The sequence below is a fragment of the Pseudoxanthomonas sp. genome, from assembly GCF_035999195.1.
Classification (GTDB): Bacteria; Pseudomonadota; Gammaproteobacteria; order Xanthomonadales; family Xanthomonadaceae; genus Pseudoxanthomonas_A.
Map to the genome: position 1 here is coordinate 470,443 of NZ_DASYGY010000004.1, position 23,702 is coordinate 494,144.

At 69.1% G+C, this 23,702-nt stretch carries 22 protein-coding genes; 15 read left to right on the plus strand and 7 right to left on the minus strand.

Going from position 1 to position 23,702, the window contains the following annotated elements; all coding sequences use genetic code 11:
- Positions 1-92: 92 nt before the first annotated feature.
- The 14 genes from VGN58_RS02910 (at position 93) to VGN58_RS02975 (ending at position 16,138) form a co-directional block, all read left to right on the plus strand.
- On the plus strand, positions 93-1,151 hold the full coding sequence (locus VGN58_RS02910; protein WP_345786028.1) for a pilus assembly protein PilM: 1,059 nt from the start codon (positions 93-95) through the stop codon (positions 1,149-1,151).
- Entirely contained in the window at positions 1,151-1,915 is a 765-nt protein-coding gene (locus tag VGN58_RS02915) for a PilN domain-containing protein (RefSeq protein ID WP_327481452.1), read from the plus strand. Before VGN58_RS02910 ends, VGN58_RS02915 begins: the two co-directional genes overlap by 1 nt.
- Positions 1,912-2,589, plus strand: coding sequence for a type 4a pilus biogenesis protein PilO (locus tag VGN58_RS02920; RefSeq protein WP_327481454.1), 678 nt, complete (start codon positions 1,912-1,914; stop codon positions 2,587-2,589). Before VGN58_RS02915 ends, VGN58_RS02920 begins: the two co-directional genes overlap by 4 nt.
- Positions 2,589-3,110: a pilus assembly protein PilP gene (locus VGN58_RS02925; RefSeq protein WP_327481456.1), complete on the plus strand. Its 522-nt coding sequence runs from the start codon at positions 2,589-2,591 to the stop codon at positions 3,108-3,110. Before VGN58_RS02920 ends, VGN58_RS02925 begins: the two co-directional genes overlap by 1 nt.
- 14 nt (positions 3,111-3,124) lie before the next feature.
- Positions 3,125-5,041, plus strand: a complete 1,917-nt coding sequence (locus tag VGN58_RS02930; protein ID WP_327481458.1) for a type IV pilus secretin PilQ family protein — start codon at positions 3,125-3,127, stop codon at positions 5,039-5,041.
- 164 nt (positions 5,042-5,205) lie between these two features.
- On the plus strand, positions 5,206-6,195 hold the full coding sequence (locus tag VGN58_RS02935; RefSeq protein WP_327481460.1) for a MoxR family ATPase: 990 nt from the start codon (positions 5,206-5,208) through the stop codon (positions 6,193-6,195).
- A gap of 19 nt (positions 6,196-6,214) precedes the next feature.
- On the plus strand, positions 6,215-7,111 hold the full coding sequence (locus VGN58_RS02940; RefSeq protein ID WP_327481462.1) for a DUF58 domain-containing protein: 897 nt from the start codon (positions 6,215-6,217) through the stop codon (positions 7,109-7,111).
- Complete coding sequence (locus tag VGN58_RS02945) at positions 7,111-7,569, plus strand: DUF4381 domain-containing protein (protein WP_327481464.1); 459 nt, start codon at positions 7,111-7,113, stop codon at positions 7,567-7,569. Before VGN58_RS02940 ends, VGN58_RS02945 begins: the two co-directional genes overlap by 1 nt.
- Positions 7,570-7,586: 17 nt before the next feature.
- Positions 7,587-8,588 (plus strand): VWA domain-containing protein, encoded by a 1,002-nt coding sequence (locus tag VGN58_RS02950; RefSeq protein WP_327482052.1) that lies wholly within the window; start codon positions 7,587-7,589, stop codon positions 8,586-8,588.
- Positions 8,585-10,336 carry a VWA domain-containing protein gene (locus VGN58_RS02955; protein ID WP_327481466.1) on the plus strand — a complete coding sequence of 584 codons (1,752 nt, stop codon included), beginning with the start codon at positions 8,585-8,587 and terminating at the stop codon, positions 10,334-10,336. Before VGN58_RS02950 ends, VGN58_RS02955 begins: the two co-directional genes overlap by 4 nt.
- Positions 10,333-12,006 (plus strand): BatD family protein, encoded by a 1,674-nt coding sequence (locus VGN58_RS02960; protein ID WP_327481468.1) that lies wholly within the window; start codon positions 10,333-10,335, stop codon positions 12,004-12,006. Before VGN58_RS02955 ends, VGN58_RS02960 begins: the two co-directional genes overlap by 4 nt.
- A gap of 140 nt (positions 12,007-12,146) precedes the next feature.
- Positions 12,147-13,460 carry a dicarboxylate/amino acid:cation symporter gene (locus VGN58_RS02965; protein ID WP_327481470.1) on the plus strand — a complete coding sequence of 438 codons (1,314 nt, stop codon included), beginning with the start codon at positions 12,147-12,149 and terminating at the stop codon, positions 13,458-13,460.
- Positions 13,461-13,560: 100 nt separating this feature from the next.
- Positions 13,561-15,558, plus strand: a complete 1,998-nt coding sequence (tkt, locus tag VGN58_RS02970; protein ID WP_327481472.1) for a transketolase — start codon at positions 13,561-13,563, stop codon at positions 15,556-15,558.
- A gap of 13 nt (positions 15,559-15,571) precedes the next feature.
- The gene (locus tag VGN58_RS02975; RefSeq protein ID WP_327481474.1) at positions 15,572-16,138 is read left to right on the plus strand and encodes a 2OG-Fe(II) oxygenase; all 567 of its coding nucleotides are present in this window, start codon (positions 15,572-15,574) and stop codon (positions 16,136-16,138) included.
- 24 nt (positions 16,139-16,162) lie between these two features.
- Here the strand turns inward: VGN58_RS02975 and VGN58_RS02980 are convergent, their stop codons facing one another.
- The 7 genes from VGN58_RS02980 to VGN58_RS03010 form a co-directional block, all read right to left on the minus strand.
- The gene (locus VGN58_RS02980) at positions 16,163-18,109 is read right to left on the minus strand and encodes an acetyl-CoA hydrolase/transferase C-terminal domain-containing protein (RefSeq protein ID WP_327481476.1); all 1,947 of its coding nucleotides are present in this window, start codon (positions 18,107-18,109) and stop codon (positions 16,163-16,165) included.
- A gap of 44 nt (positions 18,110-18,153) precedes the next feature.
- Positions 18,154-18,714, minus strand: a complete 561-nt coding sequence (locus VGN58_RS02985) for a flavin reductase family protein (protein WP_327481478.1) — start codon at positions 18,712-18,714, stop codon at positions 18,154-18,156.
- Positions 18,715-18,754: 40 nt separating this feature from the next.
- The gene (gene modC, locus VGN58_RS02990; protein WP_327481480.1) at positions 18,755-19,372 is read right to left on the minus strand and encodes a molybdenum ABC transporter ATP-binding protein; all 618 of its coding nucleotides are present in this window, start codon (positions 19,370-19,372) and stop codon (positions 18,755-18,757) included.
- Complete coding sequence (gene modB, locus VGN58_RS02995; RefSeq protein ID WP_327481482.1) at positions 19,372-20,073, minus strand: molybdate ABC transporter permease subunit; 702 nt, start codon at positions 20,071-20,073, stop codon at positions 19,372-19,374. The genes modC and modB overlap by 1 nt, the downstream gene beginning before the upstream one ends.
- Positions 20,074-20,080: 7 nt before the next feature.
- A complete protein-coding gene (gene modA / locus VGN58_RS03000; protein WP_327481485.1) occupies positions 20,081-20,866 on the minus strand; it encodes a molybdate ABC transporter substrate-binding protein in 786 nt (261 codons plus the stop codon).
- 75 nt (positions 20,867-20,941) lie between these two features.
- Positions 20,942-21,751: a S1/P1 nuclease gene (locus VGN58_RS03005; protein WP_327481487.1), complete on the minus strand. Its 810-nt coding sequence runs from the start codon at positions 21,749-21,751 to the stop codon at positions 20,942-20,944.
- A gap of 64 nt (positions 21,752-21,815) precedes the next feature.
- Positions 21,816-22,436 carry an OmpW/AlkL family protein gene (locus VGN58_RS03010; protein WP_327481489.1) on the minus strand — a complete coding sequence of 207 codons (621 nt, stop codon included), beginning with the start codon at positions 22,434-22,436 and terminating at the stop codon, positions 21,816-21,818.
- Between the two features lie 165 nt (positions 22,437-22,601).
- Between VGN58_RS03010 and gap the strand changes: the two genes are divergently transcribed.
- Positions 22,602-23,606, plus strand: a complete 1,005-nt coding sequence (gene gap / locus VGN58_RS03015) for a type I glyceraldehyde-3-phosphate dehydrogenase (RefSeq protein WP_327481491.1) — start codon at positions 22,602-22,604, stop codon at positions 23,604-23,606.
- The last annotated feature ends 96 nt before the right edge of the window (positions 23,607-23,702 follow it).

A 23,702-nucleotide genomic window follows, 5' to 3' on the forward strand; every position in this document is an offset into this window, starting at 1 on the left:
CAGCCACGTCATCGTCGGTTGCCAAGCGTAAAAAGTTGGTTATTAATGTCGGCGCACGTCATGCGCCAGTGCCCGTCGGAAGGGGAAAGACCGTGGGGCTAATCCCAAAAAGCCAGTCGCCGCTGATCGGCGTCGACATCAGTTCGACTGCGGTAAAGCTGCTGCAGCTCTCGCGTGTGGGCAACCGCTACCGGGTTGAACACTATGCCGTCGAGCCGCTGCCGCCCAATGCCGTGGTCGAGAAGAACATCGTCGAAGTCGAGGCGGTCGGCGAAGCCATCCGTCGCGCGGTCAATCGCGCCGGCAGCAAGGCCAAGTACGCCGCGGCCGCCGTCGCCGGTTCGGCGGTGATCACCAAGATCATCCCGATGCCTGCCGACCTCGACGAGAACGATCTGGAAGCCCAGGTCGAACTCGAGGCCGTCAACTACATCCCGTATCCCATCGAGGAAGTGAACATCGACTTCGAGGTGCTGGGCCCCATGCCCAACAACCCGGAGATGGTGCAGGTGCTCCTCGCCGCGTCGCGTTCCGAGAACGTCGAGCTGCGCCAGTCGGCGCTGGAACTCGGCGGCCTGACCGCGCGCGTCATGGACGTCGAAGCGTTCGCGGTGGAGAACGCCTTCGCCCTGATGGCCACCGACCTGCCGATCCCGCAGGACGGCGTGGTGGCCCTGGTCGACATCGGCGCCACGATGACCACGCTCAACGTCCTGCGCCGCGGTCGCAGCCTCTACAGCCGCGAACAGGTCTTCGGCGGCAAGCAGCTGACCGACGAAGTGATGCGCCGCTACGGCCTGACCTACGAGGAAGCCGGCCTGGCCAAGCGCCAGGGCGGCCTGCCCGAGAGTTACGAAGTCGAAGTGCTGGAGCCGTTCAAGGAAGCCACCGTCCAGCAGATCAGCCGCCTGCTGCAGTTCTTCTACGCCGGCAGCGAGTTCAACCGCGTCGACCAGATCGTGCTGGCGGGCGGTTGCGCCGCGCTGCCCGGGCTGCCCGAGATGGTGGAGGAGCAGCTCGGCGTGCCGACCGTGGTCGCCAACCCGCTGGCGCAGATGACCCTCGGTCCGCGCGTGCAGGCGCATGCACTGGCGCAGGACGCCCCCGCGCTGATGATCGCCACCGGCCTGGCTTTGAGGAGCTTCGACTGATGGCAAGAATCAACCTACTCCCATGGCGTGCCGAACGCCGTGTGCAGCGCCAGCGCGAGTTCTACGTCATGCTGGGCGCCGCCGCGATCGCCGGCCTGCTGCTGTCGTTCCTGCTGTGGTTCCACTACGACCGCCAGGTATCCGGCCAGACCGAGCGCAACGACTTCCTCAAGGACGAGATCGCCAAGGTCCAGGCGCAGAACAAGGAAATCGAGAAGCTCGACGAGCAGAAGCGCCGTCTGCTGGCCCGCAAGGAAGTCATCGAGAAGCTGCAGGCGAACCGTTCCCAGATGGTCCACCTGTTCGATTCGCTGGTGCGCACCATTCCGGATGGCGTGATGCTGGCCAACATCAAGCAGGAAGGCGAAGTGCTGACGCTGCAGGGCCGTGCCCAGTCCAACGCCCGCGTCAGTGCCTACATGCGCAACCTCGAGACCTCCGGCTGGATGACCAAGCCTGAGTTGTCGATCATCGAAGCCAAGCCGGAAGAGGTCAAAACGCTGACCAACACCGGCGCAGGCAGCGCGCTGCCGTACGTGTTCACGCTGCAGGTCAGGCTGGCCAATCCGACCGCCGAGCAGGAGGCGGAGTCCGCCGCCGCCGGCACCGAGCCCGCCGATCCGAATGCCCCGGCCGCGGCGCCGCCGGCCACCCCGCCCGCCGCTGCGCCGCTGGAAGGCCAGCCTGCCGCGCCGGCACCCGCCGCCCCCGCGCCCGCCGCTCCGGCCGGCGCCACTCCCCCGGCTTCCGGGAGCAACTCATGAGCCAGAAGACGTCGCTCAAGAACCTGGACATCAACAACATCGGTGCCTGGCCCAAGAATGCCAAGACGGGGTTCTGCGTGGTGCTGGCGATCTTCATCCTCGCCCTGTCCTACTTCCTCTTCGTGAGGGGCAAGACGCAGACGCTGGAATCGCTGGAGCAGGAAGAAGTCCGCCTGCGCCAGGACTTCGAGAAGGAGCAGGCCAAGGCCGCCAACCTCGAGCCGCTGAAGCAGCAGCTGGCGCAGATGGAGCAGGTGCTGCAGCAGATGCTGCGCCAGTTGCCCAGCAAGACCGAGATGCCGGACCTGATCATCGACATCTCGCAGACGGCGCTCTCCAGCGGCCTGACCAACGAGCTGTTCCAGCCGCAACCGGAAACGCTCAAGGAGTTCTATGCCGAGAAGCCGATCCAGCTGCGCATGGTGGGCAATTACCACCAGTTCGGCGCGTTCGTCAGCGGCGTGGCGTCGCTGCCGCGCGTGGTCATCCTGACCATGCACGACATCTCGCTGCAGCCGAAGGAAGGCAAGGGCGGCATCAACCGCGGTGCGCTGGAATTGTCCGGCACCGTCAAGACCTACCGCTACCTCGATGAGACCGAAGTGGCCGAGCAGGAGGCTGCGGCCGCCGAAGCGGCGAAGGCCGACGGCAAGAAGGCGGGAGGAGCCCCATGATGCGCGGCAACTGGCAGTGGTTGATCCTCGCCGTCCTCGTGACGTCCGGCTGCGCCCGCGGCATCACCAGCACGCCGGGCGATGCCCCCAACCTGGAGAAGTGGGTGGAGGACGTGCGCGCGCGCCCTGCGCCTCCGCTGGAGCCGCTGCCGGTGATGCAGCAGTTCGAGACCTTCGAGTACGCCGCACAGACGTTGCGTGATCCTTTCAGCAACGCCTGGAGCAACACCGATACCGGCGGGCTCCGGCCCGACCCGGATCGCCGCAAGGAAACACTGGAGCAGTACCCGCTGGACAGCCTGGACATGGTCGGTACGATCGGCAAGGGGGCAGGTCTGGTGGCACTGGTGATGGGGCCCGACAAGGTCACCTACCGGGTACGTCCGGGGAACTACCTGGGCCAGAGCGACGGCCGGGTCACCTCGGTCCGCGAAGATGGCGTGGAACTTGTCGAACTAGTGCCGGATGGCGCGGGCGGCTGGCTGGAACGGCCGGCATCGCTGGCGCTTGAAGATCAATGATTGGGGGATACACGATGACCGCTACGAATGCCTACCGCCTGCGGCCGTCCCGGCGCCTGGCTACCTTCCGGCTCTGCGCTCTGGGGCTGGCCATCGGCCTGTCTGCCGCGGCAAGCGTTGCAGGTGCCGTCTCGCCGACGACGCACGCGACGTCCCCCGCCACCCAGTCCGCCTCGGCCGTGTCGGTGTCCAACATCGACTTCCGCCGCGGTGAAGACGGGGCCGGTCGCCTCGTGATCAAGTTCGACGGCCAGGGCGCCGCGCCCGACCTGCGCAACCAGGGCGACAGCGTGGTGGTGAGCGTCGGCAATGCGACGCTGCCCGCGTCGCTGCAGCGGCCGCTCAACGTGGTCGATTTCGCGACCCCGGTGCAGCGCGTCGATGCCCAGAGCAAGGGCGGCGGCACCCAGCTGGTGCTCAGCACGCGCGGCGACTTCGAGTCGCTGGCCTACCAGTCCGGCAACGAATACGTCGTCGAGATCGTGCCGCGCGCGGCGCAGAAAGCCATGGGCGGCGCCGGCACGACGTCCGGCACCAGCGCCTCGGCCGTGGTGGCCGCCGCGCAGAAGGTGGCCGCCGAGGCCCGTCGCTACAGCGGCCGCCCGGTGACGTTCAACTTCCAGGACGTGCCGGTGCGCACCGTGCTGCAGCTGATCGCCGAGGAGTCGAACCTCAACATCGTCGCGTCCGATACCGTCCAGGGCAACGTCACCCTGCGCCTGGTCAACGTGCCGTGGGACCAGGCGCTGGACATCGTGCTGCGCGCCAAGGGCCTGGACAAGCGCCGCGACGGCGCGGTGGTCTGGGTCGCACCGCAGCCGGAACTGGCCAAGTTCGAGCAGGACAAGGAAGACGCCCGCATCGCGATCGAGAACCGCGAGGACATGGTCACCGACTACGTCCAGATCAACTATCACAGCGCCGCCGCCATCTTCAAGGCGTTGACCGAAGCCAAGGGTATCGGCAACCAGGGCAGTGGTGGCGGTGGCGGTGGCGGCAGCGGGCAGAACGAGAACGGCTTCCTGTCCCCGCGTGGCCGCCTCGTCGCCGACGAGCGCACCAACATGCTGATGATCAGCGACATCCCGAAGAAGGTCGCGCAGATGCGCGAGCTGATTTCGATGATCGACCGCCCGGTCGACCAGGTCCTGATCGAAGGCCGCATCGTCATCGCCAGCGACACGTTCGCGCGCGACCTGGGTGCGCGGTTCGGCGTGCAGGGCCGTCGCTTCGGCGATCGCCGGCAGGGCATCGGCGGATCGCTGGGCGGCAACGCGGGCAATATCAGCAATCCCAGCACGCCGATCACGCCCGGCGCCCTCAATGTCAATCTGCCCGCGGACACCTTTACGGATGCCGCCGCCGGCGCGCTGGCCTACACTCTGCTGGGCCGCAACTTCTCCATCGACCTCGAGCTGTCGGCGATGCAGGAGGAGGGACGCGGCGAGGTCATCTCCAACCCGCGCATCGTCACCGCCAACCAGCGCGAAGGCGTGATCCGCCAGGGCAGGGAGATCGGCTACGTCACGATCACCGCCGGCCAGGGTGGTCTCGCCACGCCGAACGTGCAGTTCAAGGAAGCCCTGCTCGAGCTGAAGGTGATGCCGACCATCACCAACGACGACCGCGTCTTCCTGAACCTCAACGTCAAGAAGGACGAAGTGGCCGAGTTCATCGTTCTCGAGAACTACGGCACCGTGCCCACGATCGACAAGCGCGAGATCAATACCGCCGTGCTGGTCGAGGACGGCCAGACGGTGGTGATCGGCGGTGTGTACGAGTTCACCGACCGCAGCAGCGTGGCGAAGGTGCCGTTCCTCGGCGACATCCCGTTCCTGGGCAACCTGTTCAAGAAGAAGGGTCGCAGCAAGGAGAAGGCGGAACTGTTGATCTTCATCACCCCGAAGGTGCTGTCGGTCGCCAAGCGGTGATCCGTACATTCCATGTAGACGAGGACGGGCCGCATCTGCGGCCCGTTTTCATTCCGGGGCGAACCGAAGCGAATTCCGCCTGAATCCATGCCGTTCCGCACGCGGACGGCGGGAACCCCCGTGGCACACTGAAGGTCCCACGCGCACCCGACCGTTCCGAGCCCATGGATAGCCCGCTGCCCGACGCCCGCTTATTCGACCGCTTTTCCGTCCTGCGCGAGGACCTGTCGCAGACCATCGTCGGGCAGTCCGCGCTGGTCGAGCGCCTGCTGATCGCGTTGCTGGCCGATGGCCATCTGCTGGTCGAGGGCGCGCCCGGGCTGGCCAAGACCACCGCCATCCGCGCGCTGGCGTCGCGGCTGCAGGCCGAGTTCGCACGGGTGCAGTTCACACCCGACCTGTTGCCGGCGGATCTGACCGGCACCGAGGTGTGGCGTCCGCAGGAAGGACGCTTCGAGTTCCAGGCCGGGCCGATCTTCCACCCGCTGCTGCTGGCCGACGAGATCAACCGCGCGCCGGCCAAGGTGCAGTCGGCCCTGCTGGAGGCCATGGGCGAGCGGCAGGTGACGGTGGGCCGGCACACGTATCCGCTGCCGGCGCTGTTCCTGGTGATGGCGACGCAGAATCCGATCGAGCAGGAAGGCACGTTCCCGTTGCCGGAAGCGCAGCTCGACCGCTTCCTGATGCACGTGAAGATCGGGTATCCGGAAGCGGCGGCCGAGGCCGACATCCTGCGCCTGGCGCGCGACCGTGCGCGCGAGCAGATGCAGTCCGTTCCCGCCGCGGTCGCGCGGATGCCGCTGGAGGATGTGTTCGAGGCGCGCAGGCAGGTGCTGGACCTGCATCTGGCGCCGGCGTTGGAGCGCTACCTGATCGAACTCGTGCTCGCCTCGCGCGATGCGTCCCGCTACGACGCGTCGCTGGCCCGGCGCATCGCCTGGGGCGCGAGTCCGCGCGGCTCCATCGCGCTGGAGCGGTGCGCGCGCGCGCGCGCCTGGCTGGCCGGTCGCGACTACGTCACCCCCGACGACATCCGCGCCATCGCACCCGACGTGTTGCGCCACCGCGTGCTGCCCAGTTACGAAGCCACAGCGGAAGGCTGGGACGGCGACCGTCTGGTGAAGGCGCTGCTCGACGCGGTTCCGCTGCCCTGAGTCGGGACGGCACGGCGCCATGAGCGAAGGCATCACGCCCACCCTGGCCGAGCTGATCGCGTTGCGCGCCAGCGCGCAACGACGCCCGCCGGCGCGACACGGGCGGCATTCGGTCACCGGCCCCTCCGCATCGCCGTTGCGTGGGCGCGGGATGGAATACGCGGAGTCGCGCGAATACGTCGCCGGCGACGACGTCCGCCATATCGACTGGCGATTGACCGCACGCAGTGGGCGCACGCATACCAAGCTGTTCCAGGCCGAGCGTGAGCGGCTGACGCTGCTCGTCGCCGATACGTCGCCGCTGCTGTACTTCGGCACCCGCACGCGCTTCAAGTCGGTCCAGGCTGCGCGGGCCGGTGCCGTTGCCGCCTGGCAGGCGGTACGCGAAGGCGATCGTCTCGCCATCCTGCGCGGCAGCATGGCGGAAGCGCCGGTGCCTCCCGCCGGCGGCACGCGCGGTGCGTTGAGGGTGCTGGATGCGCTGGTGCGCTGGTACGCACGGCCACCCGCGGAGGATCTGGGCCTGGCGTTCGCGCTTGACCATGCGGCACGCCTGCTGCGGCCGGGGTCGCGCCTGCTGGTCCTTGCCGATCCGCACAGCCTCGCGTCCATTCCCGAGTCGCGCTGGCCGGCGCTGGCCGCGCACCACGATGTCGTCGTCCTGCTGCTGACCGATCCGCTGGAAACGGCCCCGCCGTCGCAGCGCCTGCCGTTCATCGTGGGCAGCCAGCGCATCGAACTTGACCTGGCCAGCGAGGCGCAGCGCGAGGCGTGGCGCGCCGAGTTCCAGCAGCCCCTCGAACGCGCGCTCGAGCGCCTGCCCGCACGTGGGGTGCAGGTACGTACCCTGTCGACCGATGCGCCCAGCGATGCGTGGCTCGCCGCGCTGGGTCGCGCCCAGCCGCAGGTGGCGTGATGACGGTCTCAGGCACGCTGGTGCTGCGCGACGTGCATCTGCCCGCGTCACCGTCCTGGTGGCCGCCCGCGCCAGGCTGGTGGCTGGTGGCGGCCGCCGTGCTTCTGATAGCGCTCGGCGTGACGGTGTGGCGCGTGCTCCGGTACCGCAGGCGGAAAGCATGGCTGCGCTGGTTCGATGCGGCGTGCGAGTCCGGCACGCCTGCCGAACAGGTGGCCGCGATGTCCGAACGGCTGCGCCGGGCCGCGCGTCGACTGGATCCTGCTGCCGACCGGCTGGAAGGCGAAGCGTGGCTCGCGTTCCTCGATGGCAGGCGAGGCGACCACGCGTTCTCCCAAGGCGCCGGCCGCCTGCTGCTCGATGGTGGCTATCGCCGCGACGTCACGCAGGCCGAGCTTGCTTCCGCCGCGACGGTGGCGCGTGCGCGTTTCCTAGAACTGATGGCGGGCACGCGATGAGCCTGTCGTTGCCTGCCATGCACTGGCTGCAGGAGGGCTACGCCGGCTTCGCCTGGCCGTGGTTCTGGCTGGCGTTTCCGCTGCCGTGGCTGGTGGGCTGGCTGTTGCCGGCGCGGCGCTCAAGGGCCGATGCGTTGAAGGTGCCCTACGGTCCTTCGGTGCAGTCGATCGCACGCCAGGGTGGGCGGGGATTGCCCAGGCGGGCCGCTGCGCTGGCGTGGCTGGCGTGGTTCCTGCTGTGCGCAGCGGCCGCGCGGCCGCAGCAGTTCGGCGAAGCGGTGACACCGCCCGTGAACGGGCGCGACCTGATGCTGGCGGTGGACCTGTCGGGCAGCATGACCGAAGCCGACATGGAGCTGGGCGGTGCCGTGGTGGATCGGCTGACGGCCGCGAAGGCGGTGCTCGCGGACTTCCTCGACCGCCGCGATGGCGATCGCGTCGGCCTGCTGGTGTTCGGCCAGCGTGCGTACGCAATGACGCCACTGACGCGCGACCTGCAGACCGTGCGCGAGCAACTGCGCGACGCCGTCGCCGGCCTGGCCGGCCGCGAGACCGCCATCGGCGACGCGATCGCCCTGGCCGTGCGCCGCCTGCGCATGCAGCAGGACGGACAGCGCGTACTCATCCTGCTCACCGACGGCGTCAATTCCGCCGGCGTGCTGACGCCGCAGAAAGCCGCCGAACTGGCGAAGGAGGAGCGGGTACGCATCCACACCATCGCCTTCGGCGGCGACGGCGGGATCAGCGTGTTCGGCATTCCCCTGCCGATGCCGGCGAGTTCGCCGGAGGCCATCGACGAGGCGACGCTGCGCGATGTCGCCGCACAGACCGGCGGGCGCTTCTATCGCGCCCGGGATACGCGCGAGTTGGCCGGCATCTATGCCGAACTGGACCGGCTGGAGCCGGTCGAGCAACCCGGCAAGGCGGTGCGTCCGCGCATCGAACGCTACGCCTGGCCGCTCGCGGCGGCGCTCGTGGTGGCGCTGCTCGCCATCCTCCTCCCGCGGAGACGGGCATGACGTTCGACGTGACCGCACTGCATTTCCTGCGCCCGCACTGGCTGTGGGCCCTGGCGGCATTGCCCGTGCTGGCTTGGGCATGGCGCGCGCAGCGGCAGCGGCGCAGTGCGTGGCGTGGCCATGTCGATGCCCATCTGCTGCCGCATCTGCTGGTGACCGGCGGGACCGGCGCGCGCGCCGGCGTGATCGTGGCGGCGATGGCGTACGTGCTCGCCGTGCTGGCCCTGGCCGGTCCCAGTTGGCGTCAGGCCGACCAGCCGCTCTGGCAGGCGCAGCGGCCGCTCGTCGTCGTGCTCGACCTGTCCAGCCGGATCACCGCCACCGACCTGCCGCCCTCGCGCCTGCTGCAGGCGAGGGCGAAGCTCGCCGAGGTGCTGCAGGCGCGCGCGGGCAGTCCCGTCGCGCTGGTGGCGTATGCGGACGACGCCTTCACCGTGACGCCGCTCACCGACGACACCGCCAACATCGGCCTGTTCCTCGACGAACTGGCGCCCGACATCATGCCGAAGGATGGCCAGCGTGCGGATCGCGGCATCGCGTGGGCGGCGCGGTTGCTGGCGCAGGCGGACGCGCGACGCGGCGACATCCTGATCCTGACCGATCGAGCGGACAGCGCGGCAATGGATGCGGCGGCGGCCGCGCGTGCGCAGGGCTATGCGGTCTCCGCTCTGGGACTGGGTAGCGCAGCCGGTGCTGCCTACCGCAGCGCCGATGGCGTGATTGGACGCGCGGCGCTGGACGCCGCGTCGCTGCGCGGACTGGCGACGGCCGGCGGCGGTCGCTACCACGCGCTGACGGCGGACGACGGCGACATCGCCGCACTGGGCGTGCGGTCGTCCGTTTTGACGACCGAAGGTAGTACGGCCAGCGGCGGCAAGTCGTGGCGCGACGAAGGCTACTGGCTGCTGATCCCGCTGATGGCGCTCGCGCTGCTGGGCTTCCGCCGCGGCGCGGCGCTCGCCCTGGTCGGCGTCTTGTGGCTGCCGATGGCGTCGCCCGCATCCGCGGCCGGCGTCGACTGGTGGCGGCGCGCCGACCAGGCGGAACATGCGCGCGTCGCGCAGGGCGTGGATGCGTACCGGAAGGGCGACTACGCTGCGGCCGAGCAGGCGTTCACCGGCGTCGACAGCGCCGAAGGCTGGTACAACCTCGGCAATGCGCTGGCGAAACAGCAGCGTTACGACGATGCCATCGCCGCCTACGACCGCGCGCTGCGTGCGCAGCCCGGCATGCCGGATGCGGTGGCGAACCGGGCTGCCGTCGACGCCGCGCGCAGGCGACCGCCGTCCTCGGGCGAAGGGCAGGGCAAGTCGGGACCGCAGGGAGACGGCACGCAGGGAGGCAAGGGATCGCCGGGCGATGCGAAGCCCGATCCCGGGAGCCAGAAGCCTGCATCGCCCTCGCCGGCGAAGGACGCGTCATCGTCGCAGGAGCAGGGAAAGAGCCCGGCTGCGAAGACCGCGCCGTCCTCCGCGCCGCCCGACGCATCGCCACCTGACGCCGCCACCCAGTCCGCCGCCGATGCGGCGCAGCGCGAGCGCATGCGCGACGCGATGGCGCGCGAATCCGCGCAGCGCGCAGCGCAGTCCGCACCGGGCAAACCGGTCGTGCAGGCGGAAACCGCCGAACAGCGCGAGCGCCGGCAGGCGGTCGATGCCTGGCTCAAACGCGTGCCGGACGAGCCCGGCTCGCTGCTCAAGGCGAAGTTCCGGCTCGAACAGGAACGCCGGCAGAGGGAAGGACGATGAAGCATCGGGTGTGGTTGCTGGCGTGCATGCTGCTGGCGTGGCCCCTGTCGTCGCTCGCCGCGACGCGTGCGTGGCTGGAACAGTCGCAGGTGACGCTGGGCCAGGCGGTGACGCTGAACGTGGAGACCGACAGCGTCTCCGCCACGCCGGATCTCACGCCGCTGCTGCGCGACTTCGAGGTGGAAGGCCAGTCCGACAGCCGCAGCGTGCGGATGGTGAACGGACGCGTGGGCAGCAGCACGACGTTCGCGCTGACCCTGCGGCCGCGGCGCGCGGGCACGCTGTCGATTCCCGCGCTGCAGGTGGGACGCGAGCGCACGGCGCCGCTGGTGCTGGAGGTTAGTGCGACGGCGACGGCCAGTGCCGCATCGAACGGCCTGGTGTTCGTCGAAACCGAGGTCGACGACGAACGTCCTTACGTGCAGCAGTCGGTCGGTGTCACTGTCCGGCTGTTCTACGCCACGCCGCTGGTGTCCGGCCAGCTCGATCTGGACCCGCCCGAGGGCGCGCTGCTGCAGCGGGTCGGCGAGATCGTGCAGTCGAGCCGCGAGATCGACGGGCGACGGTACAACACGGCCGAGCGCCGCTTCCTGCTGGTGCCCGAGCGCAGCGGTCCGCTGACGCTGCCGGGCGCGCGCTTCAGCGGACGCGGGGCGGGCGGCTGGATGGACGACCTGCTCGGCGGCAACAGCCGCGAGGTCGACATCACCGGGGCGCCGCGCACGCTGCAGGTCCGGCCGCAGCCGGCGAACGCGCCGCAACCGTGGTTGCCGGTGCGCGACCTGCGGCTGCGGTACACCGCCGTGCCGGAACAGATGCGCACCGGTGAAGCGGCCACGCTCGCGGTCGAGACCACCGTCGTCGGCGCCACCCAGGCGCAGTTGCCGGAACTGCCCGCCCCCGTCGTGCCCGGCGCGCAGGTGTTCGCCGAGCCTCCGCAGTACGACGAGACCTTCGTAGGCGGGACGCCGCAGGTGAAGCTCACGCGTCGCTATTCCATCGTGCCGTCGCAGCCCGGTCCGCTGACCGTGCCCGGCGTGGCGATGGCGTGGTGGGACGTGCGCGCCGGCGCGGCGAAGCGCGCGACGTTGCCCGACATGACGATACCGGTGGTGGTCGGCAATGGCCAGGCGGCACGTCCGGCAGCGACCGGTCCTGCGACCGCGATACCGCAGGACGCGGCGGAGGAGGGCGTCATCCCGCTGGCCGGCGAGCGCGGCATCCCTGCCCGGATCTGGCCCTGGCTGGCGGCGGGGTTCGCCCTGCTCTGGCTGGCGACGCTGCTGTGGGGACTGTCCCGTCGCCAGAGGGACCCGCATGTGGCGAGCGCGCCGCGGGCGTCCGGCATGCCTGCATCGACGGCATCGACCGCCACCCACACGGCCTCTGACCTCAAGCGCGTGCTCGATGCCGGCGATCTCGACGATATCGAGCATGTGCTGTGCGGCATGGCGCGCCCGAGAGCCGTCGATCTCGACGACCTGCAGCGGCGCCTCGCAGTGCCGGTGCAGCGCGCCGCAGTGGACCTGCTGCGGCGTGCCCGCTGGGCCGGCGGCGATCCGGCGCAGGCCCGCCTGGCGCTGCGCGAGGCATTTCGCGGCGGTCCGCAGTGGCGGGGCGTGGAGGCGGTTGCGGCGGAAGAACCCCTGCCGCCGTTGTACCCGCGATAAGGGAAGCCGGGCCGATATGTTCGTCCTCTTGCCGGGACGGACGCCAATGCCGTGGGCCCGGCGGCCCCGTCCCTCGCGCAGGGACGGGACGCCAGACCGGGTTTGCTAAGCTCCGGCCTTTGTATCCGCAGGACCGCCTGATGACCGACGCCACGCCCGCCACCCGCGCCAAGCTGCCGCTGCACTGGAAGATGGCCATCGGTTTCGCGCTAGGCCTGATCGTCGGGCTGATCGTGCATGCCACCGGGCAGGGCGACGCGGGCTGGGTGCAGAGCGTCACGACCTACGTCACCACGCCCTTCAGCAAGATCTTCCTCAACCTGATCTTCATGCTGATCGTGCCGCTGCTGTTCTCGGCGCTGGTCTGCGGCATCGCCGAGATGGGCGACATCCGCGCGCTGGGCAGGATCGGCTGGAAGACGCTGGCCTACACCATCGTGCTGTCGGCCGTCGCGGTGCTGCTCGGCCTGGTGCTGGTGAATGTCTTCAAACCGGGCGTCGGCGTCGATCCGGCGCTGGCGCAGCAGCTGATCGCCGAGAACGCCGAGCGGACGAAGAAGATCGTCGCCAGCGTCGGCACGCAGGCCACCGGCATGGACATGCTGCTGTCGATCGTGCCGGACAACGTGATCGGTGCGGCGTCCAGCAACGCGGCGATCCTGTCGCTGATGTTCTTCGCGGTGATGTTCGGCATCGGTCTGGTACTCACCCCGTCCGAGAACACCGGCATCCTCAAGCGCGGCATCGAGGGCGTGTTCGAGATCTCGATGACGCTGATCGGCCTGGTCATCCGCCTGGCGCCGTACGCGGTGGCCTGCTTCATGTTCAATCTGGCGGCGATCTTCGGCTTCGACCTGCTGCTGCGATTGGGCCAGTACGTCTTCGTGGTGGTGCTGGCGCTGGCGCTGCACCTGTTCGTCAGCTACTCGGTGGCGTTGAAGCTGGCCGGCTATTCGCCGCTGCGCTTCTTCCGCGGCGCGCAGGAAGCGATGGTGATGGCGTTCTCCACCGCGTCCAGCAATGCCACGCTGCCCACGGCGCTGCGCGTGGCCGACGAAAAGCTCGGCCTGCCGCGCACGGTGTCGCGCTTCGTGCTGACCGTCGGTGCCACCGCCAACCAGAACGGCACCGCGCTGTTCGAGGGCGTGACGGTGATCTTCCTGGCGCAGTTCTTCGGCGTGGACCTGTCGCTGGGCCAGCAGTTCATGGTGATGCTGGTCTGCATCCTGGGCGGCATCGGCACGGCCGGCGTGCCGTCCGGCTCGCTGCCGGTGGTGGCGCTGATCTGCGCGATGGTCGGCGTGAATCCCCTCGGCATCGGCCTGATCCTGGGCGTCAACCACTTCCTCGACATGTGCCGCACCACGCTCAACGTCACCGGCGACCTGACCCTGGCGTCGCTGGTGGCCAAGGGCGAACGTGCCGACGTGAAGCTGCCGGGTCAGCCCGGCTAACACCGCCGGAAGCGCCCCGCAACCGCGACAGCGCGGGCGGGGGGTGGGACAATGGGCCGCCCGCAGCCCGCCGGGCGCCGCCCCTTCTGCCCCGATCCCCATGACGACGCCCACCCGCCGCCAGCTCGCCAACGCCATCCGTTTCCTCGCCGCCGACGCGGTGCAGGCCGCCAATTCCGGCCATCCCGGCATGCCCATGGGCATGGCCGACATCGCCGAAGTGCTGTGGAACGACTACTACCGCCACAGCCCGTCGAACCCCCACTGGTTCAACCGCGACCGCTTCATCCTGTCCAACGGCCACGGCTCGATGCTGCAGTACGCGTTGCTGCACCTGGCCGGCTACGACCTGCCGCTGCAGGAACTGAAGAACTTCCGCCAGCTGCACAGCAAGACCGCCGGCCATCCGGAGCGCCACGAGACCCCGGGCGTGGAGACCACCACCGGTCCGCTCGGCCAGGGCTTCGCCAACGCCGTCGGCTTCGCGCTGGCCGAGAAGCTGCTGGCGCAGCGCTTCAACCGCGACGGCCACGCCATCGTCGACCACCGTACCTTCGTCTTCATGGGTGACGGCTGCCTGATGGAAGGCGTGTCGCACGAAGCCGCTTCGCTCGCCGGCACCTGGGGCCTGGGCAAGCTGGTCTGCTTCTGGGACGACAACAAGATCTCCATCGACGGCAACACCGACGGCTGGTTCACCGACGACACGCCGGCCCGCTTCGAGGCCTATGGCTGGCAGGTGGTGCGCAACGTCAACGGCCACGACCCGGTCGAGATCAAGACCGCCATCGACACTGCGCTGAAGACCGCCGACAAGCCCACCCTGATCTGCTGCCGCACGACGATCGGCTTCGGTTCGCCGAACAAGGCCGGCAAGGAATCCAGCCACGGCGCGCCGCTGGGCAAGGACGAACTGGAGGCCACGCGCGCCGCGCTGGAATGGCCGTATGGTCCGTTCGAAGTGCCGGCCGAGATCTACGCCGGCTGGAACAAGGTCGAGGCGGGCAAGGCGCTGGAAACCGACTGGAACGCGCTGTTCGACGCCTACGCCGCGCAGTACCCGGAACAGGCCGCCGAACTGAAGCGTCGCGCCGCCGGTGAGCTGCCGGCAGACTTCGTCGCGCGGGCCGATGCGTACATCGCCAAGGTGCAGGCGGAAGGCCCGACCATCGCCTCGCGCAAGGCCTCGCAGAACGCCATCGAAGCCTTCGCGCCGCTGCTGCCGGAACTGGTCGGCGGCTCGGCCGACTTGGCCCATTCGAACCTCACGCTGTGGAAGGCGAGCAAGTCGGTGTCCACCACCGACCCGAACGCCAACTACGTGTACTACGGCGTGCGCGAGTTCGGCATGACCGCGATCGCCAACGGCCTGGCGCTGCACGGCGGCTTCGTGCCGTTCGACGCCACGTTCCTGGTGTTCAGCGACTACGCCCGCAACGGCGTGCGCATGAGCGCACTGATCCCGGCGCACGCCATCCATGTGTACACGCACGACTCCATCGGCCTGGGCGAAGACGGTCCCACGCACCAGCCGGTCGAACACCTCGCGTCGCTGCGCTACATCCCGAACAACGACGTGTGGCGTCCCTGCGACGCAGTGGAATCGGCGGTGGCGTGGAAGCAGGCCATCGTCCGCCAGGACGGCCCGAGCTGCCTGGTGTTCTCCCGCCAGAATCTGGCGCACCAGCCGCGTACCGAGGCGCAGGTGGCCGACATCGCGCGCGGCGGTTACGTGCTGGCCGATGCCGACGGCACGCCGGACGTGATCCTCATCGCCACGGGCTCTGAAGTTGGTCTGGCCACGCAGGCCAAGGCCACGCTGGATGCACAGGGCCTCAAGACGCGCGTGGTGTCGATGCCGTCCACCGACGTCTTCGACCGCCAGGACGCCGCATACCGCGAATCGGTGCTGCCGAAGGCCGTGCGCAAGCGCGTGGCGGTGGAAGCGGCCATCAGCGATTTCTGGCGCAAGTACGTCGGCCTGGACGGCGCGGTGATCGGCATGACCACGTTCGGTGCGTCCGCGCCGGCCGACGCGCTGTACACGCACTTCGGCATCACCGCCGAGGCGGTGGTCGAGGCGGCGAAGTCGCTGTAGCCCGGCCGCGCCCGTGACGGTCACGCCCGCGTACACGCAGCAGGTCGACGGACGCCGCATCTCGGTGTTCGACGGCCTGCTGGAGTTGCCGCAACTGGCGGAACTGCATCGCGTGCTGCTGCAGGCGGGCTATACACGCTCGGAGATCGCGCGACCCGATACCGCCGAGTACCGGCACTGGGCCACGGAGATTCCGCTGGCCCGACTGCCCGCCATGCCGTTCGCCGCGCCCACGATGGCCGCGGTGGCGGTGCATGCGCCGGCCATGGCGTATCGGCCCTACCGCAGCTACGTCAACGTCGCGCATTACGGCGACATGCTGTTCAGTCACATCGATTGCGTGGAAGGCGCGGGCGAACTGACCGCGCTGTGGTACGTATGCGAGCAGTGGGACCACGAGTGGGGCGGCGAGACCGTCTTCTTCGACCGCCAGCGCGACGTGCGTGCGGCCGTCAGCCCGCGTCCCGGACGGCTGGTGGTGTTCGATGGCGACATCCTCCACGCGGGTCGCCCACCCAACCGCAACTGCCACGCACCGCGCTTCACCCTGGCGGTGAAGCTGGAGCGTGCGGCGGCCTGAGTGGAGTCGAGCACGGAGGCTCGCTCAGCGCGTGCCGCTCTCCTGCAACCCAAGTCCCAGCAGCTTCGCCTCGATACGCTCCCCCACGCTGGTCGGTGCGGACAGATGCATCCGCTCCATCGCCTCGGCATCGTCCGATCTCGCCCCCAGCGCGCGCAGCACGGTGCCGATCTTCTTCCATGGCGTCGCAGTCTTCGTCTTCAGCCAGCCCAGCGCCCTGACGATGCGCTGCTCCACCTCGGTGAAGTCGCTGCCCAGCGGGTAGTCGGGCAGGGTGCCGTCGTGGCGGAACGCGCGCAGCCGGGCGGACAGGTGCACGGGGGTGTTGTCGATCCAGTGGGCGGGCGCATGGAAGCCGCTGCGCAGCTTTCCCGCCCGCTGTGCCTGCTCGATCAATCCTGGTTGGAAGCGGACATCGGTGATGCCGCCCATGGCGACGATGCAGTCCTCGTCGTTCCTGCCGCGGAGATCGGCGATGCCGTATTCGTTGACGTAGACGTCGCGCAGGTGGCGCGGGATGGTGGTATGGCCATAGTGCCAGCGGACGTTCGATCCGGCGGCACCGGCCTCCTCGCGCACGGCGCGGAACATCAGAACGCTGCGTGCGCCGTCCAGCGCGTTCGACATGTCGACGAAGTTGTACTGGCCGCCCACGCCCGACACCACGCGGCCGTCCTCCAGACCGTCGGACACCGCCGCGCCCAGCGCAGTGGCCATCATGCAGGAGTTGAAGAAGCGCGCGTCGCGGCGCTGCAGGCGGGCCAGCGACTCGCGGCCGCGCTCCAGTTCGTTGATCAGGCTGATGCGGCGCATGCCGATGGCGCGGCGCTGGTCATCCGGCAGCTCGCGCAGCCAGTCGTAGAAGGCAGGCGAACCGAGATAGAACGCGCCATGCAGATACTCGCCGTCGCGCTCCAGCCGCGCCTGGTCGCCGAGGTTGGCGGTGCCGTCGGCGAGCCGCTGCATCAAGGCTTCGTCGTCGACCACCTTGCGACGGATCACGCCGGTCTCCACCAGCCGCTTGAAGCCTTCGTTGACCATCTCGCTGCAGCCGTACAGGCCGATGGCGAACGGATCGAGGCCGCCGCTGGCGACCACGGCGGGATGCCGTTCCAGCTCGGGATCGAGTGACGCCAGCACGCGGCGGTAGGTCGGGTTGTCGGTATGGCGCAGCACCAGCGCATGGCACAACGCGTCGGCCAGTGCGCCGATGCCGATCTGCAGCGTGCCGCCATCGCGGACCAGCGCACTGGCGTACAGACCGATGGCGTAGTCAACGTCCGATACCGGCTGGCGCGGCAGGCCGAACAACGGCGGATACGGGCCGGGCGGCGAAACCACGATGTCGAAGTAGGCCTCATCCACCGCCGCCGTGCCGCCGATCCACGGCAGCGCGGGATCGACTTCGGCCACCAACAGCGGGCGCGGCAGCCCGCGCGCGACGACGGCGTCCACGGTGTCCTGGGTGAGGTCGTTGTTGCACGAGAACGACAAACGCGTGCCGCCCGGTTCGCGCGCAACCTTCTGCACGATGACGTTGATCTCGCGATCGGCGAGCGCGCGCGCGACATGGGTGTAGTTGAGGCTGGCGTAGTGGCGCTGTGCGGTGGTCGAGTGCAGCAACGCGCCGCCCTGCATGTAGAACTCCTCCACCTCGATGTTCGGAGGAAGCGCATCGCGCCTGATCGCCTGCACGTAGGCCAGCCGCGGGAAGTCCTCCCCGAAGTGCCGCGTCGCGAACGGTTTGACGAACCGGCCTTCCAGTCCCTTGCCGCCTCCCGGCGGATCCAGCGACAACGCCGTGTACAGCTGCCACGGTCGCGAGGGGTCCGCCGAGATGCGTGCGTAGAGGGCGTTCAACAGCCGGTGCGGCTTGCCGATGCCCAGCGGTGCGCCCATGCGCAGCGGACCGTAGGTGTGGGACAGGATCAGGTCGACGGCGTCGTCGAGGTCGGTAAGGTGCTTGGTCATGGCGCCAGCGTACCCAGCCGGGCGTTAACCGGCCATGGGCCGACTCACTGCTCCAGCATGTCCGGCCGGAACAGGCGCCGTCGGGAGACCTCCCGGCCCGATACCATGAAGCGGCCGTCGCCGCGGTAGTGTACGGTGCGCGGGATGCGCGGCGAGGTGGCGATGCGGGCGTGGACGATGCGCCAGACGAACAGCGGGTAGTCGGCGGTGATGCGGGTCTCGTGCAGGCGGCATTCGAAGCGCGCGTGGCACTCGGCGATGCCCGGCGCGTCCACGTCGCGTGATGGCGATGCGGTCAGGCCGAAGCGCTCGAACTTGTCCTGCTCGGTGCTGCTGCAGTTGCCGATCCGCACCACGGTATCCAGCAGGTCTTCGGTCGGCAGGTTGATCACGCATTCGCGGCTGGCACGGGCCAGTGCGTGGCTGCGGTTGGCCTGCCAGATGTAGGTGCCGACCAGGTCGTAGCCCAGCATCATGTGCCAGCCGAGCGTCATGATGGCGCGTTCGCCCCGGTGCGCCGTGCTCAGCAGCACGACGGGACCGGGTTCGAGATAGCGCCGCGACTGTTCGACGGGCAGGGAGGTCCAGCGCTTCTTCGTGCTCATGGTCGGCTCCGTGGTTCCACGGCGGCAGCCTACCCCTCGCTCAGTCGAGGGTATGTATGGAGTCGGCGACCCGCCGCACTTCGTCCGGATGGTGGCTGACGTAGACGATGGGCAGGCGGATCTCGTCCCGGACACGCTGCAGGTAGGGGATCAGTTCCTCGCGACGGGCCTGGTCCAGCGCCGACAATGGTTCGTCGAACAGCAACAGCGAGGGCTGCGACAGCAGGGCACGCCCGATCGCGACACGCTGGGCTTCGCCGCCTGACAGGTTGCGCGTGCGGCGCGGCAGCAGTGGCGCGATGCCGAGCAATTCGACCACGGCGTCGAAGCCGAATCGTGGCGCGCCGCGTCCGCCGTGGCGTCCGTAAAGCAGGTTGCGACGGACATCGAGATGCGGGAACAGGCGGGCGTCCTGGAACACGTAGCCCACGCGCCGGCGATGCACCGGTTCATCGATCCGCTGCGCGCTGTCGAACAGGCAACGGCCGTCGATTTCGATACGGCCGGCGACCGGCGTGACCAGTCCGGCGATGGCGTTGAGCACGGACGTCTTGCCTGCGCCGGACGGTCCCACCAGCGCGATCACGCGCGCGTCGTCGTCGATGCGCACGTGGCGATGGAAGTGGCCGCGCCGGAGTTCGATGTCGAGGCGGAGCATCAGGCCTCCTCACCCTGGCGCGTGTGGTGCCGTCGGACCAGCCACTCCGAGAACAGCAAGGCCGTCAGCGAGATCACCACGGCCACCGCGGCAAGGCGCCAGATACCGGCTTCGCCGCCCGGCACCTGCATCAGGCCGTAGATGGCCGATGACAGCGTCTGGGTTTCGCCGGGGATGTTGGAGACGAAGGTGATGGTGGCGCCGAACTCGCCCAGTGCCTTGGCGAACGCCAGCACGCTACCGGCGACCAGGCCCGGCCACGCCAGCGGCAGGGTGATGGTGAAGAACACGCGCCACGGGCCGGCACCGAGCGTGGACGCGGCCTGCTCCAGGCGGCGGTCCGTCGCTTCGAGCGACAGCCGGATGGAACGCACCATCAACGGAAAGCCCATCACCGCGCAGGCCAGCGCCGCACCGGTCCAGCGGAACGCGAACACGATGCCGAACTGCTCCTGCAGGAACGCGCCGACCGTGCCCTGCGTGCCCAGTGTCACCAGCAGCGCGTAGCCCATCACGACGGGCGGCAACACCAGCGGCAGGTGCACGATGGCATCGAGCAGCGCCTTGCCGGGGAAGCGCGTGCGCGCCAGCAGCCAACCCACCAGTATCCCGACCGGCAGGCTGGCAAGCGCTGCGACCGTGGCCACCTTCAGGCTGAGGCGGATGGCGGTGAGCTCTTCCGGCGAGAACGCGTCTAGCATGGGCCGCTCAGGGCTTCACCGAAAAGCCGCGGCGCTGGAAGATCGCATCGGCAGCGGGTGAGGAAAGCCACTGCACGAACCGCGTCGCCTGCGCCGAGCGCGCGCCGCGCAGTGCGGCCACCGGGTAGACGATCGGCGGATGGGAATCCTCGGGGAAGGTGGCCAGCACGCGCACACCGGGTTCAGCCCTGGCATCCGACGCATACACGATGCCCAGCGGGGTTTCGCCGCGCGCCACCAGCATCAGGGCTGCGCGCACGCTGTCGGATTCGGCCAGCCGCGCCTTGACGCCGTCCCACAGCGCCAGCGATGCCAGCGATGCCCGGGCGTACTTGCCGGCCGGCACGGTCTGCGTCTGACCGACGGCGAGGCGGCCGCTGCCCAGGGCGGTGAGCAGTGTCGCCGGACGCTTCAGGTCGACCTGTACCTTGCTCGCCTTCGGCGCGATCAGCACCAGCTGGTTGCCCAGCAGGTTGCGGCGCGTGGCGACTTCGAGCCTCTGTCGCTGCTGCAGATGGTCCATCCATTCCAGGTCGGCGGAAAAGAACACGTCGGCCGGCGCGCCCTGTTCGATCTGTCGGGCGAGGGCGGAACTGGCGGCGTACGACACGCGGACCGGGACGCCGGTCTGCGCCTGGTAAGCGGCAGCGGCCTCGTCCAGCGACTCCTTCAGGCTGGCGGCGGCGAACACGGTCAGGCCGCGTTCCTGCGCGAGGACCGTGGTGGACGCCAGGGACGCGAGCGCCACGGCAAGTGCCCAGAACGCGTCGCGGAGCAGCGTGGATGGGGTCATGCGAACGACTCCTGGGGCGGGCGATTCGATGATGCGATGCGCGGGCTCGCGGTGGCAGGACGGCGCCGGGTCGGATCAGCGCGGCGCCAGCGCCTTGTTCAGCACCGCCGCCAGCGCCACGCCACCGGCGCGCAACTGGCGCTCGGCGATGGGCAAGTGCTTGTCCACGTAAGCCTGTTCGAGTTTCGCGCGGCGTGGATAGAAGTCCGGCTGGATCACGACGCGGCACGACTGCTCGGCCCACGCGGCCGCAGGCGGCGGCAGCGTCATGGCCGCCAGGGTGGGACGCGGCAACGTGCGCAGGTGATCCAGGTAAGCCTGTTCGCTGCGGCCGGTGGACAGCAGCATGCGGCTGTCCCACAGCGTGTGCAGGTTGGTACCGCGCCCGTTCCAGTTGATCTGCGCATCGTTGCCGCCCTTGTCGCGCGCGTAGCCGGCGTGCAAGGGCTGGTGCGCGTCGCCGACGAAATGCACGACGAACTTCAAGGCCTGCAACCGCTCCGCGCGCGTGCGCGCCGGATCGGCCAGGATCGCGGTCTGCGCGCGGATGGCTTCCACCACGCAGTTACCGCCTGGGCAATCGCGGCGCTGCGAATAGACGCAATCGTCTTCGCCGAGATTGACGAAGTGCCAGTTCGCGCTTTGCCGGCCCAACACGGGATCGTTCTTGCGCAGGTCGTCCGCCCAGCCGGCAATGCCGGCCAGCGTGGGGTCCGGTTCGCCCTGCAGCAGCGCGTCGATCCGGCGGCGCGTATCCGGGGTCAGGTCGTCCCAGGCCAGCAGGGCGACCAGCCGATGCCCCAGCAGGCCCCATGCCTGCGCCGGCACCGGCAGCAGCACGAGGGCGGTGACGAGAACGAGGGATGAAAAAAGGGGACGGACCATGCCGGTACTTTACCCGACACGGGCCGTTCCCCGATTTGCCGCAGGCGACGGATCGGTTGTCTGCTCAGAACGTCAGGACATAAGCCACGCCGTAGACCATCGGATCGATGTTGGCGGTGCCCAGGTCCACGCCATCCACGCTGACGTCGGTATCGATGTCGATCCAGCGCGCATCCACGCGCACGGCGCCGCGCTCGCTGACCTTGATGTCGAGCCCCGCATGCGCGGCCAAGCCCCACGAGTCGTCCAGCTTCAGGTCGGTGCCTGCCAGCGCGCCCTGGGTGTCCTCGCTGAAGAAGGTGGTGTAGTTCAGGCCGGCGCCGAGGAACGGCGACACCTTGCCCTTGCTGTTGAAGTGGTACTGCAGTGACACGGTCGGCGGCAGGTGCTTGGTGCTGCCCACGGTGCCGACGCCGTCGACGGCGATGTCGTGCTTGAACGGCAGGGCGGCCAGCACTTCCAGGCCCAGGTTGTCGCGCAGGAAGTATTCGAAGGTGATGGTCGGCTTGACGTCGCTGTCGATGTCCAGCGGCAGGGTGCCGCCGGCGAGCGAGCCATTGCCGGACTTGGGGTTCACCTGGTGCGCGCCGACGCCCAGGGTCCAGTCGCCCTTGGACTGGGCGAAGGCGGGCGCGGCGGCGCCGAAGGCAAGGGCGACGGCGATCGGGATCAGGGTCTTCTTCATGGTGGTGACGCTCGTTGGAAGGTGGCGTCAGTCTCTGCCCGCGTTTCCCGTGCTGCCTTGATCCTGATCAATGCCCGCGGGGACGTGCCGCCGGGGTGGCCTGTTAGAATGTCGGCCCCCGTCAACCCCGCCGCGCCGCGTGCGTGGCCGCAGGAGTCCTGAGCAATGTCGATCAAGGTGGGTATCAACGGCTTCGGCCGCATCGGGCGCAACGTGCTGCGTTCCGCCGTGCAGAACTTCGGCAACGACATCGAGATCGTCGCCATCAACGATCTGCTGGAGCCGGACTACCTGGCCTACATGCTGCAGTACGACTCCGTGCACGGCCGTTTCGACGGCGACGTGAAGGTCGAGGGTGGTGCGCTGTTCGTCAACGGCAGGAAGATCCGCCTGACCCAGGAGCGCGATCCGGCCAACCTGAAGTGGGATGACGTCGGCGCCGATGTCGTCATCGAGTCCACCGGCCTGTTCCTCGACAAGGCGACTGCGCAGAAGCATCTCGATGCGGGCGCGAAGAAGGTCATCCTGTCGGCCCCGTCGAAGGACGACACGCCGATGTTCGTCTACGGCGTGAACCACGACACCTACAACGACGAGGCGATCATCTCCAACGCCTCGTGCACGACCAACTGCCTGGCGCCGATCGCCAAGGTGCTGCACGACAAGTGGGGCATCAAGCGCGGCCTGATGACCACCGTGCACGCCGCCACCGCCACGCAGAAGACGGTCGACGGCCCGAGCAACAAGGACTGGCGCGGCGGCCGCGGCATCCTCGAGAACATCATTCCCTCGTCCACCGGTGCGGCCAAGGCCGTCGGCGTGGTCATCCCCTCGCTCAACAAGAAGCTGACCGGCATGTCGTTCCGCGTGCCGACCAGCGACGTGTCGGTGGTCGACCTGACCGCCGAGCTCGAGAACCCGGCCACGTACGACGAGATCAAGGCCGAGATGAAGGCGCAGAGCCAGGGCGCCCTGAAGGGCATCCTGGGCTACACCGAGGACAAGGTGGTCGCCACCGATTTCCGCGGCGACACCCGCACCTCGATCTTCGACGCCGAGGCCGGCATCGCGCTGGACCCGACCTTCGTCAAGCTCGTGGCCTGGTACGACAACGAGTGGGGCTACTCCAACAAGTGCCTGGAAATGGTCAGGGTGGTCGCCGGCAAGTAAGCCGCAGGCTCCGGCGGCATCGCACGGGCGCCCCTGGGGGCGCCCGTGTCGTTTGCGGGTATCGCGAAGTGATACGGAGCGGGCGGGATGGCGCCA

Bases quoted from the DNA above. Each gene is read 5' to 3' on its own strand.
- VGN58_RS02915 (WP_327481452.1), top strand. From the start codon at position 1,151: ATGGCAAGAATCAACCTACTCCCATGGCGTGCCGAACGCCGTGTGCAG.
- VGN58_RS02920 (WP_327481454.1), top strand. From the start codon at position 1,912: ATGAGCCAGAAGACGTCGCTCAAGAACCTGGACATCAACAACATCGGT.
- VGN58_RS02925 (WP_327481456.1), top strand. From the start codon at position 2,589: ATGCGCGGCAACTGGCAGTGGTTGATCCTCGCCGTCCTCGTGACGTCC.
- VGN58_RS02930 (WP_327481458.1), top strand. From the start codon at position 3,125: ATGACCGCTACGAATGCCTACCGCCTGCGGCCGTCCCGGCGCCTGGCT.
- VGN58_RS02935 (WP_327481460.1), top strand. From the start codon at position 5,206: ATGGATAGCCCGCTGCCCGACGCCCGCTTATTCGACCGCTTTTCCGTC.
- VGN58_RS02940 (WP_327481462.1), top strand. From the start codon at position 6,215: ATGAGCGAAGGCATCACGCCCACCCTGGCCGAGCTGATCGCGTTGCGC.
- VGN58_RS02945 (WP_327481464.1), top strand. From the start codon at position 7,111: ATGACGGTCTCAGGCACGCTGGTGCTGCGCGACGTGCATCTGCCCGCG.
- VGN58_RS02950 (WP_327482052.1), top strand. From the start codon at position 7,587: ATGCACTGGCTGCAGGAGGGCTACGCCGGCTTCGCCTGGCCGTGGTTC.
- VGN58_RS02955 (WP_327481466.1), top strand. From the start codon at position 8,585: ATGACGTTCGACGTGACCGCACTGCATTTCCTGCGCCCGCACTGGCTG.
- VGN58_RS02960 (WP_327481468.1), top strand. From the start codon at position 10,333: ATGAAGCATCGGGTGTGGTTGCTGGCGTGCATGCTGCTGGCGTGGCCC.
- VGN58_RS02965 (WP_327481470.1), top strand. From the start codon at position 12,147: ATGACCGACGCCACGCCCGCCACCCGCGCCAAGCTGCCGCTGCACTGG.
- tkt (WP_327481472.1), top strand. From the start codon at position 13,561: ATGACGACGCCCACCCGCCGCCAGCTCGCCAACGCCATCCGTTTCCTC.
- VGN58_RS02980 (WP_327481476.1), bottom strand. From the start codon at position 18,109: ATGACCAAGCACCTTACCGACCTCGACGACGCCGTCGACCTGATCCTG.
- VGN58_RS02985 (WP_327481478.1), bottom strand. From the start codon at position 18,714: ATGAGCACGAAGAAGCGCTGGACCTCCCTGCCCGTCGAACAGTCGCGG.
- modC (WP_327481480.1), bottom strand. From the start codon at position 19,372: ATGCTCCGCCTCGACATCGAACTCCGGCGCGGCCACTTCCATCGCCAC.
- modB (WP_327481482.1), bottom strand. From the start codon at position 20,073: ATGCTAGACGCGTTCTCGCCGGAAGAGCTCACCGCCATCCGCCTCAGC.
- modA (WP_327481485.1), bottom strand. From the start codon at position 20,866: ATGACCCCATCCACGCTGCTCCGCGACGCGTTCTGGGCACTTGCCGTG.
- VGN58_RS03005 (WP_327481487.1), bottom strand. From the start codon at position 21,751: ATGGTCCGTCCCCTTTTTTCATCCCTCGTTCTCGTCACCGCCCTCGTG.
- VGN58_RS03010 (WP_327481489.1), bottom strand. From the start codon at position 22,436: ATGAAGAAGACCCTGATCCCGATCGCCGTCGCCCTTGCCTTCGGCGCC.
- gap (WP_327481491.1), top strand. From the start codon at position 22,602: ATGTCGATCAAGGTGGGTATCAACGGCTTCGGCCGCATCGGGCGCAAC.